A 12,485-nucleotide genomic window follows, 5' to 3' on the forward strand; every position below is an offset into this window, starting at 1 on the left:
CAGGCGCATCGCCGGTGCAGACGGGCCGGTCTCCAACTCCGACCGGCCCTGATCGCGGCCGCGCCCCCGCAGGCGCTGGCCGCCATCCACACACGTGCCGCACTCAAGCGGCTTCGGACACCTTCACCTCACGGCGGGCGCGCACCGCAGCGGCAAGCCGCTCCAGCACCTGCACGGTGGTGTCCCAATCAATGCAGCCATCGGTGATGCTCTGGCCGTAGACCAGCGGCTGGCCTCCCACCAGTTCCTGGCGACCGCCGACCAGATGGCTTTCGACCATCACACCGACGATGCGCTGCTCGCCGTCTTCCAGCTGGATGGCGATGTCTTCGATCACCTTCGGCTGGTTTTCGTGGTTCTTCAGGCTGTTGGCGTGGCTGGCATCGATCATCAGGCGCGTCGGCAGCTTGGCCTTGGCCAGCGCTTGGCAGGCATCGGCCACGCTGGCCGCATCGTAGTTCGGCTGCTTGCCGCCACGCAGGATCACATGGCAGTCGGGGTTTCCGGTGGTGGAGACGATGGCGGTGCCGCCCTGCTTGGTGACCGACAGGAAGTGATGCGGATTGGAGGCCGCGCCCACGGCATCGGCGGCGATCTTGACGTTGCCGTCGGTGCCGTTCTTGAAGCCGACCGGGCACGACAGCCCCGACGCAAGTTCACGATGCACCTGGCTTTCGGTGGTGCGTGCACCGATCGCGCCCCATGCCACCAGGTCGGCGATGTACTGCGGCGAGATCACGTCGAGGAACTCGACGCCAGCCGGCAGGCCCAGCTTGTTGATGTCGCGCAGCAGGCCACGGGCGATGCGCAGGCCCTTGTCGATCTTGAAGCTGCCATCCAGGTCCGGATCGTTGATCAGGCCCTTCCAGCCCACCGTGGTGCGCGGCTTCTCGAAGTACACGCGCATGACGATTTCCAGCTCGCCGGCCAGCGCATCGCGCAGCGGCTTCAGGCGCTGTGCGTACTCGATGGCGGCTTTCGGATCGTGGATCGAGCACGGCCCGACCACCACCGCCAGGCGGTCGTCGCGGCCATGCAGGATCTGGTGCAGGGCGGCGCGCGAGGCGCTGACGGTGTCGGAGGCTTCGTCATCGCAGGGCAGCATCGCCAGCAGCTGGGCAGGCGGTGTCAGCGGTTCGATGGTGCGGATACGCAGGTCGTCGGTGTGCGGGGGCATGGTGAGGGGTCTCTACGGAACGTTGGGGGTCCGCAGCGTGGCGACATGAAAAAAGCCGCCAGGTTCGCTGGCGGCTTTCGGGAATGCGTCTGAAGCTTTCTTCAGGGTGAGCGCAATCCTTCCTCCGCCGGGGGCTTCGGAAAGTAATACCAATAAAAGCTGGCGTGGGCTGCGTTCATGGGATCTATTGATAACACAGGGTTTTGGCGGGTGCCAACTGTTTCATCCGCAACTGCGGGCGCGGTTCAGCGGACTATCGGCCGCCATGCACTTCCACATCCAGCAGCAGCGTCTCGTGGATGTCGACCCAACGCTCCACCACGCGGTCCAGTTCCTGCCTGGCCTCATCAAGCTGTTCGGGGTTGAGCATGGACCTGGCCGTATACAGATCGGACACCAGCTGCCGCAGGGTGGCTTCCTGGATGGCCACCACCGGCCCTTCCAGGCCGGGTACCTGCAGCGCTGGACTGCTGCCCAGCGCTCCGTACAACGTCACCTGGATCTTGCTCTGCATGCTCGACTTCCCTGCGGGTGGATGCGGCCGAGCGCCATCTTTACCCGGAATGGATGACACGCGCATGTGCCACGGGGGTGCCGGAATGCCGTCCGATGGGGCGGTGGCGCATGGGGTCTCCCTTGAAGGTCATGGGGTTGCCGGCCAGCGGCCGGCACTAACGGGAAACGCGGGTGAACGGTACGGCGCTACAGCGAGCGCAGCGCACGCTTGCGGATGTACGTATTGGCTGCGCTGTCGTGCGTTGACTGCCACCGCGTGCATACATCGCGCACCCAGTCGGGCTGGCTCTTGCCGGCGTCGTTCAGCCAGTTGCCGACCGAGTCCTGCACATAGCGCTCGGGATCGTCAGCGAGGGCCTCCAGCAGGGGCAACGCGTGCTCGGGGTGCTGCTTGAACAGCGCAATGTGCGTGGCCCATACACCGCGGGGGCGAAGCGCCTCACAGGCGAAGCGGCGCTGATGCGGCGAGCGCTGCTGCGTCCAGGGTTGCAGCAGGGCAAACGCTTCCAGCGGCTCGGCGACGATATCGCTGCGCAAGGCCAACCATGCCCATTCGCGCACGCCGAAGTGCGCATCATCTGCCAGAGGACGCATGGCCTGCAGCTTGTCGGCCAATGCCGCCTGCGGGTCGGCGCCGATCAGATAGCAGGCCCAACCGCGCACGGTGTCCGAGGGGTGCGCCTGCCAGCAGTGCACGTCACCCTGCCCTGCCTCGCGCAGCACCGCTGCGGTCAATGCCATGCGCTGGGTGATTCCCTTGCCTGCAGCGGCGCGCATGCGCTGAATGGACGCCTGGGGCAAGGTTGGTGCCACCGCCTGCAGCAGTGCGGCGAAATCCACTGCGAGGCACTCGGCCAGGTGCGTGCTGGATACGCTGCCCGCATTGAGTGCCTGCAGGCGTGCCGTGCCGATGGTGCCGCTCATGTGCCTGTTTCCTGGCCTGCGTCGGTGTGTCGCCAGACTTTTTCCAGCAGCAGCGACAACTGCACCTGTTCGCGGGAATCAAGACCGTTGAACAGTCCGCCGATCCATTGTGTGTGCTGGTCGAACAGATCGCCGGCCAAGCGCTTGCCGCGCGCGGTCAGCACGATCTGCAGGCGGCGGCCATCCTCGGCATCGTTGCGCCGCTGCAGCAGGCCGTCACGCTGCAGGCCATCGAGCAACCCGCTGATGGTGGCGCGGGTGACGCCGGCACGCTCGGCCAACTCGTGCGGAGGCAACGTGCCACCAGCGCCGTGCAGCAGGAACAGCACCACGAAGCGGCTTTCGCTGAGGCCGTGCGGCGCCAGGCGTGAAGCGCAGTCACGGTCGACCGCGCTGGACAACGCCAGCAGCTGGAAGCACAGGCGCAGCTGGGCCAGGCGGGGATCGCCGCGACGGCCAGCCTCCTGGATGAGAGCCGTGTGTTTTGCTTCAAGCATCCATCATATCCGTGATGATTAGGCGCCTTATTATATTTTCGATCCCGCAGGGCGCAAGTCCGGACCGGGCTGCCGCAGGGCATGACGCGGCGCCGCCCCGGGGCCTGGATGGGGTCGACCGGCGCCGGCAGCCAAAGCTGCGGTAGCATCGCGCCACGTCCCGCCAGGAGTTCCACGCATGTGCCGTGCCGTCCTGTTGTTGCTGACGCTGTTGCCGATGGCCGTAGTCGCTGCGCCACCACCGCTGCCATCGCCGGCCCGCATTGATGCCCAGGCGCAACGGCTGATGCAGGCCGCACACGCACGTGGCATGGCGCTGGCGGTGATCGACGCTGGCAAGGTGGTGCACGTGGCCGCCTATGGCGAGCGCAACACCGCCGGCGAACCGCTGCGTACCGACACCGTGATGTACGCCGCTTCGCTGACCAAGATGGCCTTTGGCCACCTGATCGCGCAGCTGGCACAGGACCAGGTGATCGCGCTGGACGCCGGCATTGCCACGTATCTGGACAAGCCGTTGCCGGACTACCCCGTCGATACGAAGCACTACGCCGATTACAGCGTATTGGCTGGCGACGAACGCTGGCGCCGGCTCACCCCGCGCCTGCTGCTCAATCATGGCAGCGGCTTTGCCAACTTCGCGTTTCTGGAACCGGATGGCAGGCTGCAATTCCATTTCGATCCGGGCAGCCGCTACGGCTATTCCGGCGAAGGCTTGATCCTGCTGCAGTTCGTGCTCGAACGGGGGCGCCTTGGCCAGGACATCGGCGCGCTGATGCAGCGCCGCGTGTTCGACCGCTTCGGCATGCCGCGCACCAGCATGATGTGGCGCGAGGATTTCGCCACCAACCTGGCCGACGGCTGGACCACCGATGGCACGCCCGAGCCGCATGACGAGCGCAGCCGGGTGCGGGCCGCCGGCTCGATGGATACCACCATCGCCGACATGGCCAACTTCGCAGCGGGCTATGTGCGCGGCGAAGGCCTTTCAGCGGCGATGCGGCAGGAGCTGGTACGTCCGCAGCTGCCGATCACCACGGCCAGCCAGTTTCCGACCCTGCAGGCGGAACTGCCGGTAGCGGAGCGGCGCAGGGACCTGGCAGCCGGCCTGGGCGTGGTCACCTTCCGCGGACCGCAGGGGCCCGGCTTCTACAAGGGCGGCCACGATGACGCGGTGGGCAACACCCTGGTGTGCATCGAGCAGGGCCAGCGCTGCGTGGTGATGCTGGGCAACGATGTCCGCGCCGAGGCGGTGTTTCCGGCGCTGGTGGCGTTCGTGCTGGGCGATACCGGAGTGCCGTGGGACTGGGAGTACGGCGCGGAGAAGGTGTTCGTGCGCTGACGCCATCCACGCATGGCGTGGATCTACTGGCATGGACCCATTGGCATGGACCCATTGGCGTGTGCCCATTGGCGGCAACACGCCACCCAAAAAAAAACCCCGCCTTGCGACGGGGTTTTTCATTGCAGCAGTGCAGCGGGACTTAGAAGTCCATGCCGCCCATGCCACCCATGCCGCCCATGCCACCGGCGCCACCCATGGCCGGCTCGTCCTTCTTCGGAGCGTCGGCAACCATGGCTTCGGTGGTGATCATCAGGCCAGCGATCGAGGCTGCGTTCTGCAGCGCCGAACGGGTCACCTTGGTCGGGTCCAGGATGCCGAACTGCAGCATGTCGCCGAACTCGCCGGTAGCGGCGTTGTAGCCGAAGCTGCCGGTGCCTTCCTTGACCTTGTTGACGATGACCGACGGCTCTTCACCGGCGTTGGCAACGATTTCGCGCAGCGGGGCTTCCATCGCGCGCAGGGCGATCTGGATGCCGTGGTTCTGGTCTTCGTTGGCACCCTTCAGGCCAGCCAGTGCGGAGACCGCACGGACCAGGGCAACGCCGCCGCCCGGGACCACGCCTTCTTCAACGGCTGCACGGGTCGCGTGCAGGGCGTCGTCGACGCGATCCTTCTTTTCCTTCATTTCGATTTCGGTCGACGCGCCGACCTTGATCACTGCAACGCCACCGGCCAGCTTGGCCACGCGCTCCTGCAGCTTCTCGCGGTCGTAGTCCGAGGAGGTGTCTTCGATCTGGGTCTTGATCTGCGCAACGCGCGAATCGACCGCAGCCTTGTCACCCACGCCATCGATGATGGTGGTGTTTTCCTTGGAGACCTGCACCTTCTTGGCGCGGCCCAGGTCCTTGATGGTGGCCTTTTCCAGCGACAGGCCGACTTCCTCGGAGATCACGGTGCCGCCGGTCAGCACGGCCATGTCTTCCAGCATCGCCTTGCGACGGTCGCCGAAGCCCGGAGCCTTGACGGCCACGACCTTGACGATGCCGCGGATGGTGTTGACCACCAGGGTCGCCAGCGCTTCGCCTTCGACTTCCTCGGCAACGATCAGCAGCGGCTTGCCAGCCTTGGCGACGCCTTCCAGCACCGGCAGCAGGTCACGGACGTTGGAGATCTTCTTGTCGTGCAGCAGGATGTACGGGTCATCCAGGTCAGCGGTCTGCGACTGCTGGTTGTTGATGAAGTACGGGGACAGGTAGCCGCGGTCGAACTGCATGCCCTTGACCACGTCCAGCTCGTTGTCCAGGCCCGAGCCTTCTTCAACGGTGATCACGCCTTCCTTGCCGACTTCCTTCATCGCGTTGGCGATGATCTGGCCGATCGACTCGTCCGAGTTGGCCGAGATCGTGCCGACCTGGGCAATGGCCTTGTCGTCAGCGGTCGGCTTGGAGATGTTCTTCAGCTCGGCGACGGCAGCCACGACGGCCTTGTCGATACCGCGCTTGAGGTCCATCGGGTTCATGCCGGCAGCAACGGCCTTGGCGCCTTCGCGGATCAGGGCCTGGGCCAGCACGGTGGCGGTGGTGGTGCCGTCGCCGGCGTCGTCGTTGGTACGCGAGGCGACTTCCTTCACCATCTGCGCGCCCATGTTCTCGAACTTGTCAGCCAGTTCGATTTCCTTGGCGACGGACACGCCGTCCTTGGTGATGGTCGGGGCGCCGAAGCTCTTCTCGAGCACGACGTTGCGGCCCTTCGGGCCCAGGGTGGCCTTGACGGCATTGGCGAGAACGTTGACGCCGCGCACCATGCGCGAACGGGCGTCTTCACCGAAACGAATATCCTTGGCAGCCATTGCGTTTACCTCATTGGTAGCGCCGGGCCATGCCCGGCGGCTGGGTGTTGGAATCAGGGGATGAAGCAGGTCGCGCCGACGCTCAGCCGATGACGGCGAGCACGTCGTCTTCGCGCAGGACCTTGTACTCGACGCCTTCGCTCTTGTACGAGCTGCCGGCGTACTGGCCGTAGATGACCTTGTCACCGACCTTCAGCGACGGAGCGCGCACGTTGCCGTTGTCCAGCGGCTTGCCCGGGCCCACGGCCACGACTTCACCCTTGGTGGACTTTTCCTTGGCGGAGTCCGGGATCAGGATGCCACCGGCGGAAACTTCGTCGGCTTCGATCGGCTTGACCACAACGCGGTCGTGCAGCGGCTTGATGCTCATGTGGGACCTCTTAAGTTATTGATTGGTCTGAAAAAGTCCGGCGATGTTAGCACTCGCACCAGGCGACTGCCAGCAACGCGCGTGAAAAAGCCCGACAGGTCGGGAGCACGACAGAGATGGAGACCTCCGGAGGCCTTTCAAGGCCCGCCCCCGAAATTTTTCCCGGCGGCCCGGCGGCACTCCTTCCCTGCGCGGACGCCTTTATAGGGATGCGTCGCGGCAAGCCAAGGGGGAATTGGCCACCATTTGGTGACCGCCGTCGCACTGTCAGATATCTGGCGTTCATTTACGACAAAGTGTCACCGGATCGGCTTTAGGGTGGCCCGGCATTCCCAATCACAAGGAGTAGTCGATGCGATTGCTGTCCCCGCTCGCCGCCGCCTGCCTGCTGGCCCTGGCTGCCGCGCCGGCCCAGGCCGAGGTCTTCATCAACGAACTGCACTACGACGACAGCACCGCTGCCGGTGACGTCGGCGAAGCCATCGAAGTGGTCGCCACTGCCGGCGAGGACCTGTCCGGCTACCGCCTGTACCTCTACAACGGCAGCAACCCGTCGGCCGCCACGGTCTACGCCAACAACGCGGTGCCGGCCGGAACCGCGGCCAGCTGCGGCAGCGCCACCCTGGCGGTGGTCACCTACCCCAGCAACGGCCTGCAGAACGGTGCCAACGACGGCATCGCCCTGGTCGACTCCAGCGGCAAGGTGGTCCAGTTCCTCAGCTACGAGGGCGCGATCACCGCTTCCGGTGGCCCCGCCGCCGGCATGACCAGCCAGAACATTCCGGTTGCCGAAACCAACAGCACCGCGGCGGGCACCTCGCTGCAGCTGACCGGCAGCGGCAGCCAGTACGCGCACTTCACCTGGGCCGAATCGGCCAGGCAGACCTTCGGCAGCTGCAACAACAACCAGACCTTCAGTGGCGGTGGCACCCCGGGCCCGAACACGCCGCCGTCGGTGTCCACCACCACGCCGGCACAGGGCAGCAGCACCTTCCCTGCCGCCGCCGACCTGGAAGTGGTATTCAGCGAAACGGTCAACCTCGCCAGCGGCGCCTTCGCACTGACCTGCGGCACTTCGGGCAGCGTGCCGCTGACCTGGCCGGCCAGCGGCAAGAGCGTGAAGCTGTCGACCAACACCGCGCTGGTCGCCGGTGAAGCCTGCCGCTTCGACATCCGTGCCGCACGCATCACCGATGCGCAGGGTGCCCGCCCCGCGACCGACAGCCGCATCGCCTTCACCGTGGCCACCACCACCGGCAATCCGGACCCGGGCAATCCCGGCGGACCGGCCGGTTACTACTCGAAGGTCAACACCAGCAGCCCCAGCCAGCTGCGCTGCTCGCTGCACGCCACCATCAAGGGCCACACCGCGTATCCGTACAGTGGCTCGGGCACCAGCACCTGGACCATCCTGGAAATCGCCGACGAAGATCCGAACAACAGTGGCCGGATCCTTGATGCCTACCGCAACCACAGCTTCGCCAAGGTGACCGACCGTGCAGGCAGTGGCGGTGGACTGAAGTACAACCGCGAGCACACCTGGCCGAACTCGCTGGGCTTTGCCAGCACCACCGGTGACAAGGGCCTGCCGTACGCGCCCTACACCGATACCCACATGCTGTACCTGACCGACGCACAGTGGAATGCCGACCGCGGCAACAAGCCGTTCGGCAAGTGCGATGCCAACTGCGGCGAGCGTGCCACCGAAGCCAACAACGGCCACGGCGGTGGCAGCGGTGGTTACCCGGGCAATTCGAACTGGGTACGTACACCGGATGGCAATGCCGGTACCTTCGAGGTGTGGGGCCATCGCAAGGGCGACATGGCACGCGCGGTGATGTACATGGCCATCCGCTATGAAGGTGGCAAGGATGCGGCCACCGGCCAGTCCGAACCGGACCTGGAACTGACCGACGACCGCAGCAAGATCGTCAAGACCAGCAGCTCGCCGGCCTACATGGGCCTGCTGTCGACCCTGATCGACTGGCACCTGTCCGATCCGCCAGATGCCGCCGAGCAGGCGCGTAATGACGTGATCTACTCGTTCCAGGGCAACCGCAACCCCTTCATCGACCACCCCGAGTGGGCCACCCCGGGCCTGTTCACCTCGGCCAAGCCGGCCACCTGCCAGCTGGCCAACTGACCGCGCAACGCTGCGGTCCACTGCCGTCGCCGGGACCTGCCCCGGCGACGGCCCTATACTCGACGGTCATGTCGACCGTCGATCCCGTCCTGCTGCTGTTGACCACCTGCCCGGACCGGGCCAGTGCCGAGCGCATCGCGCATGCGCTGGTCGCCGAGCATCTGGCTGCCTGCGTGACCCGCCTGGACGGCGCTCAGTCGACCTACCGCTGGCAGGGTGAGGTCACCACCGACGCCGAGCTGCAGCTGCTGGTGAAGACCACCGCAAGCCGTGTCGATGAAGCCATCGCCCGGATCGTCGAACTGCATCCGTATGAACTCCCGGAGTGCATCGCGGTCGAAACCCGGGCCGGCCTGCCGGCGTATCTGGACTGGATCCGGGCACAGACCCGGGAGGACACTGATTGAAGACTCTGTTTGCGCGTGGCGCCGCCTTGTGCGCTCTGTTGTGGCTTTCATTGCCGGCCTTCGCGCTGGATGAGAAGGATCTGCTGCCGGTGGACCAGGCGTTCGCGCTGACCGCCAGCGCGCCCGAGCGTGGCCAGATCCAACTGCAGTTCAAGATCGCCCCGGGCTACTACCTGTATCGCCACCGCACCACGGTGAAGGCCGATCCGGCGTTCAACGCCGCTGCGCTGCAGATGCCCGCAGGCAAGAAGCACCACGACGATTTCTTCGGTGAGGTGGAGACCTACCGCGAGCGCCTGCAGGCCACCCTGCCCGGCGCGCCCACCGATGCCGCCGGCACCATCAGCCTGGAAGTGCGTTACCAGGGCTGCGCCGATGCTGGTGTGTGCTACCCGCCGCAGAAGCGCGTGGTGCAGGTGACCCTGCCCGGTGCAGGCGGTGCGGCGGCCACGCTGCCGACCGCACGCGCCACCGGCGCCAGTGCATTCAACAACCCGCTGGGCGGCGCCGGCAGTGGCGGTGGCCTGCGACTGCCGGGCACCAGCAACAGCCAGGCACTGCCGCTGCCTTCGGATCAGGCATTCGGCTTCGATGCCATCGCCAGCGATGGCAACACCCTGTTGCTGCGCTTCAGCCCGGCACCGGGCTATTACCTGTATCGCGACCGCACCTCGCTGAAGCTGGAAGGCAGCGCCGGAGTACTGGCCGACAAGCCGCGTTGGCCGGCGGCGCAGTCGCACCGCGACGAGCACTTCGGTGATGTGGCGGTCTATTTCAACCAGGTGGAAGTGCCGGTGCCGCTGCGCCGCAGCCGCGCCGAGGCGGTCGACAGCACGCTGGTGGTGACCTTCCAGGGTTGCCAGACCGATGGCATCTGCTACCCGCCGATGACCCGCCGGGTGAAGTTGTCGATCCCCGCCGGCAAGGCCAACGCCACCAGTGATGCACCTGCCGCACGCGACGAAGTGATTCGTTCGCTGCCGGCTTCGGCCACTGCCGGCACCCGCGAGGGCGCCAACGGCACACCGCTGCGCCTGCTTCCGACCGTGCCCAACGACGCACCGGCCGCCACGGGTGGTGCCGACGCCAGCAACGGCTCGCGCGATGCCTTCGCCGCCGACGCGCAGCAGGACAATGCGCTGCGTACCAAGGCTCCGAGCCGCGTACCGAAAACCGACAGCTCGCTGCTGTGGGTACTGCTGCTGGCACTGGGCGGTGGCCTGGTGCTGAATCTGATGCCCTGCGTGCTGCCCATCCTGTCGCTGAAAGTGCTGAGCCTGGCGCAGAGCGGTGAAAGCGCCGAGCGCGCCCGCAGCCATGCCATGTGGTACACGCTGGGCGTGCTGGTCGCCTTCGCGGTGATCGGCACGCTGATGGTCGGCCTGCGCATGCTCGGCAATGCGGTCGGCATCGGTTTCCAGCTGCAGCATCCCGGCGTGGTCGCGGCGTTGGCCTACATCATGTTCGCGGTGGGCCTGAGCCTGTCCGGCGTGTTCACCATGGGCGGCGGCATCGGCAACTTCGGCCAGTCGCTGGCGCGACGCAGTGGCCCGGCCGGCGACTTCTTCACCGGCGTGCTGGCCTGCGTGGTCGGCAGTGCCTGCGTGGGGCCGTTCTTCGGCCCGGCGGTGGCCTATGCCTTCGTTGCACCGCCGGTAGCGGCGATGCTGGTGTTCCTGTTCCTCGGCCTGGGCCTGGCCCTGCCGTTCCTGCTGATCGGCTTCGTGCCGGCGCTGGCCCGCCGCCTGCCCAAGCCGGGCCAGTGGATGGAAACCCTCAAGCACGTGCTGGCCTTCCCCATGTACGCCGCCGCGTTGTGGCTGCTGTGGGTGCTGGGCAAGCAGCGCGGCGTGGATGGCATGGCGCTGGCACTGGGTGGCCTGCTGCTGCTTACCGGTGGCCTGTGGTTGTTCGAACGCAGCCGCTGGCGCAGCCAGCGCGCGGCCGGGCTGCTGGGCGTGCTGCTGGTGATCGCCGCGCTGGTGCCGGTGTGGGGTGTGACCCAGCTGGCACCGCCGTCACGTGCCGCGCAGGCGAGCAGCGAGAACGTGGTGGATTATTCGCCGCAGATGCTGGACCGCCTGCGCGCCGACAACCGCGTGGTGTTCGTCAACATGACCGCCGACTGGTGCGTGAGCTGCAAGGCCAACGAGCGCGCGGTGCTGTCGCGCCCGGAGTTCAAGGAACTGCTCAAGCGCACCAACGCGGTGTACATGCGTGGCGACTACACCAATGTCGACCCGCAGATCACCGCGTTCCTGGATGAGCACAAGGCCGTGGGCGTGCCGCTGTACGTGGTGTACGGCCCCGGCGCCCCGCCGACGGTGCTGCCGACCCTGCTGACGCAGGCGCTGGTGGAAGAAGCACTACTGCGCACCGCGCGATGAAGTGGCAACGGCCAGCGCTGCTGTGGACAGCAGTGCTGGCTGCCGGTCTTGGCCTATGGGCCGGCAACCGGCTGGCGCCGGAGCCGGCGACGGAAACTGCAGCGCCTGTTGCGGTATCGCCGCCGGCGCTGCCGATGCTGCGGCCCGGTGATCCGCTGCCGGCGCTGGTGCTTGCCAACGCTGAAGGTCACGCGCTGGATATCCGCGAACGCTTCAAGGACCGGCCATTGCTGGTCAATGTGTGGGCCAGCTGGTGCGGCCCCTGCGTGGAAGAGATGCCCGAACTGGCCCGCTTTGCCGAGGGCCAGGGCGCACACGGCGTGCAGGTGTTGGGCCTGGCACTGGATACGCCGGACGGCGTGCGTGATTTCCTGCAGCGAGTGCCGGTGGACTATCCCATCGTGCTCGATACCCCCGGCCCACGCGATGCCAGCGTGCAGTTGGGCAACGCGCAGGGTCTGCTGCCCTACAGCGTGTTGTTCGACGCACAGGGACGGATGGTGAAGGCCAAGCTCGGACCGTTCGCGCACGGCGAAATCGAAGGCTGGGCGAAGTAGGTCGGCAGGGCTGCGCCCTGCACCTGCAGATGCTTTCAAGCAACAGCAACAGCAACCGCTACAGCTACAGCGGGCTTCCGTGGGATGGCGGGGCGGTGTCGGACTGCGGGGACGCCGCAAGTACGTCCTTGTAGGCTTGGCCGCGGCATCCATGCCGCGGCCAAGCCCCCATGGATGGGTTTACGGCGTCCCCCGCAACCGGACCCACCCCGCCTACCCTCAGGAAACCAGCTTCGGCTGTTGCTGTTGCTGTTGAGGTTGCTGTTGAGGTTGCCGGCCAGCGGCCGGCACTACAGCAGGTGCAGGGCGCAGCCCTGCCGGCAAACCCTCCTTGACCGCAGCGGCCCGCGCCCCGGAGAATTACGAGATTAAT

At 66.5% G+C, this 12,485-nt stretch carries 11 protein-coding genes; 5 read left to right on the forward strand and 6 right to left on the reverse strand.

Going from position 1 to position 12,485, the window contains the following annotated elements; translation table 11 throughout:
• Window positions 1–103 precede the first annotated feature (103 nt).
• From M2299_RS11675 to M2299_RS11690, 4 genes are all read right to left on the reverse strand, one after another.
• Window positions 104–1,177: a 3-deoxy-7-phosphoheptulonate synthase gene (locus M2299_RS11675; protein WP_280884384.1), complete on the reverse strand. Its 1,074-nt coding sequence runs from the start codon at window positions 1,175–1,177 to the stop codon at window positions 104–106.
• 253 nt (window positions 1,178–1,430) lie between these two features.
• Window positions 1,431–1,691, reverse strand: coding sequence for a hypothetical protein (locus M2299_RS11680; RefSeq protein ID WP_025878654.1), 261 nt, complete (start codon window positions 1,689–1,691; stop codon window positions 1,431–1,433).
• Between the two features lie 188 nt (window positions 1,692–1,879).
• The gene (locus tag M2299_RS11685; protein WP_099785566.1) at window positions 1,880–2,617 is read right to left on the reverse strand and encodes a DNA alkylation repair protein; all 738 of its coding nucleotides are present in this window, start codon (window positions 2,615–2,617) and stop codon (window positions 1,880–1,882) included.
• Window positions 2,614–3,114 carry a MarR family transcriptional regulator gene (locus M2299_RS11690; RefSeq protein ID WP_280884385.1) on the reverse strand — a complete coding sequence of 167 codons (501 nt, stop codon included), beginning with the start codon at window positions 3,112–3,114 and terminating at the stop codon, window positions 2,614–2,616. The genes M2299_RS11685 and M2299_RS11690 overlap by 4 nt, the downstream gene beginning before the upstream one ends.
• Before the next feature lie 178 nt (window positions 3,115–3,292).
• On the opposite strand from M2299_RS11690, the gene M2299_RS11695 reads away from it, so the two are divergent.
• The gene (locus M2299_RS11695; RefSeq protein WP_280884386.1) at window positions 3,293–4,456 is read left to right on the forward strand and encodes a serine hydrolase domain-containing protein; all 1,164 of its coding nucleotides are present in this window, start codon (window positions 3,293–3,295) and stop codon (window positions 4,454–4,456) included.
• A 142-nt stretch (window positions 4,457–4,598) separates the two neighbouring features.
• Here M2299_RS11695 and groL read toward each other — a convergent pair whose 3' ends face one another.
• Both groL and M2299_RS11705 read right to left on the reverse strand, forming a co-directional pair.
• Window positions 4,599–6,248, reverse strand: a complete 1,650-nt coding sequence (groL, locus tag M2299_RS11700) for a chaperonin GroEL (protein WP_025878650.1) — start codon at window positions 6,246–6,248, stop codon at window positions 4,599–4,601.
• Window positions 6,249–6,330: 82 nt separating this feature from the next.
• Window positions 6,331–6,618, reverse strand: a complete 288-nt coding sequence (locus M2299_RS11705; protein WP_025878649.1) for a co-chaperone GroES — start codon at window positions 6,616–6,618, stop codon at window positions 6,331–6,333.
• 352 nt (window positions 6,619–6,970) lie between these two features.
• On the opposite strand from M2299_RS11705, the gene M2299_RS11710 reads away from it, so the two are divergent.
• From M2299_RS11710 to M2299_RS11725, 4 genes are all read left to right on the forward strand, one after another.
• Window positions 6,971–8,761, forward strand: coding sequence for an endonuclease (locus M2299_RS11710; RefSeq protein ID WP_280884387.1), 1,791 nt, complete (start codon window positions 6,971–6,973; stop codon window positions 8,759–8,761).
• 68 nt (window positions 8,762–8,829) lie between these two features.
• Window positions 8,830–9,168, forward strand: coding sequence for a divalent-cation tolerance protein CutA (gene cutA / locus M2299_RS11715; RefSeq protein WP_025878647.1), 339 nt, complete (start codon window positions 8,830–8,832; stop codon window positions 9,166–9,168).
• Entirely contained in the window at window positions 9,165–11,555 is a 2,391-nt protein-coding gene (locus M2299_RS11720; RefSeq protein WP_100436978.1) for a protein-disulfide reductase DsbD domain-containing protein, read from the forward strand. Before cutA ends, M2299_RS11720 begins: the two co-directional genes overlap by 4 nt.
• Entirely contained in the window at window positions 11,552–12,112 is a 561-nt protein-coding gene (locus M2299_RS11725) for a TlpA disulfide reductase family protein (RefSeq protein ID WP_280884388.1), read from the forward strand. The genes M2299_RS11720 and M2299_RS11725 overlap by 4 nt, the downstream gene beginning before the upstream one ends.
• Window positions 12,113–12,485: the final 373 nt, after the last annotated feature.

Source organism: Stenotrophomonas sp. 1278, assembly GCF_029892765.1.
GTDB classification, from domain to species: Bacteria; Pseudomonadota; Gammaproteobacteria; order Xanthomonadales; family Xanthomonadaceae; genus Stenotrophomonas; species Stenotrophomonas indicatrix.

Coding starts and splice junctions, on each gene's coding strand:
- M2299_RS11675 (WP_280884384.1), bottom strand. CDS start 1,177: ATGCCCCCGCACACCGACGACCTGCGTATCCGCACCATCGAACCGCTG.
- M2299_RS11680 (WP_025878654.1), bottom strand. CDS start 1,691: ATGCAGAGCAAGATCCAGGTGACGTTGTACGGAGCGCTGGGCAGCAGT.
- M2299_RS11685 (WP_099785566.1), bottom strand. CDS start 2,617: ATGAGCGGCACCATCGGCACGGCACGCCTGCAGGCACTCAATGCGGGC.
- M2299_RS11690 (WP_280884385.1), bottom strand. CDS start 3,114: ATGCTTGAAGCAAAACACACGGCTCTCATCCAGGAGGCTGGCCGTCGC.
- M2299_RS11695 (WP_280884386.1), top strand. CDS start 3,293: ATGTGCCGTGCCGTCCTGTTGTTGCTGACGCTGTTGCCGATGGCCGTA.
- groL (WP_025878650.1), bottom strand. CDS start 6,248: ATGGCTGCCAAGGATATTCGTTTCGGTGAAGACGCCCGTTCGCGCATG.
- M2299_RS11705 (WP_025878649.1), bottom strand. CDS start 6,618: ATGAGCATCAAGCCGCTGCACGACCGCGTTGTGGTCAAGCCGATCGAA.
- M2299_RS11710 (WP_280884387.1), top strand. CDS start 6,971: ATGCGATTGCTGTCCCCGCTCGCCGCCGCCTGCCTGCTGGCCCTGGCT.
- cutA (WP_025878647.1), top strand. CDS start 8,830: ATGTCGACCGTCGATCCCGTCCTGCTGCTGTTGACCACCTGCCCGGAC.
- M2299_RS11725 (WP_280884388.1), top strand. CDS start 11,552: ATGAAGTGGCAACGGCCAGCGCTGCTGTGGACAGCAGTGCTGGCTGCC.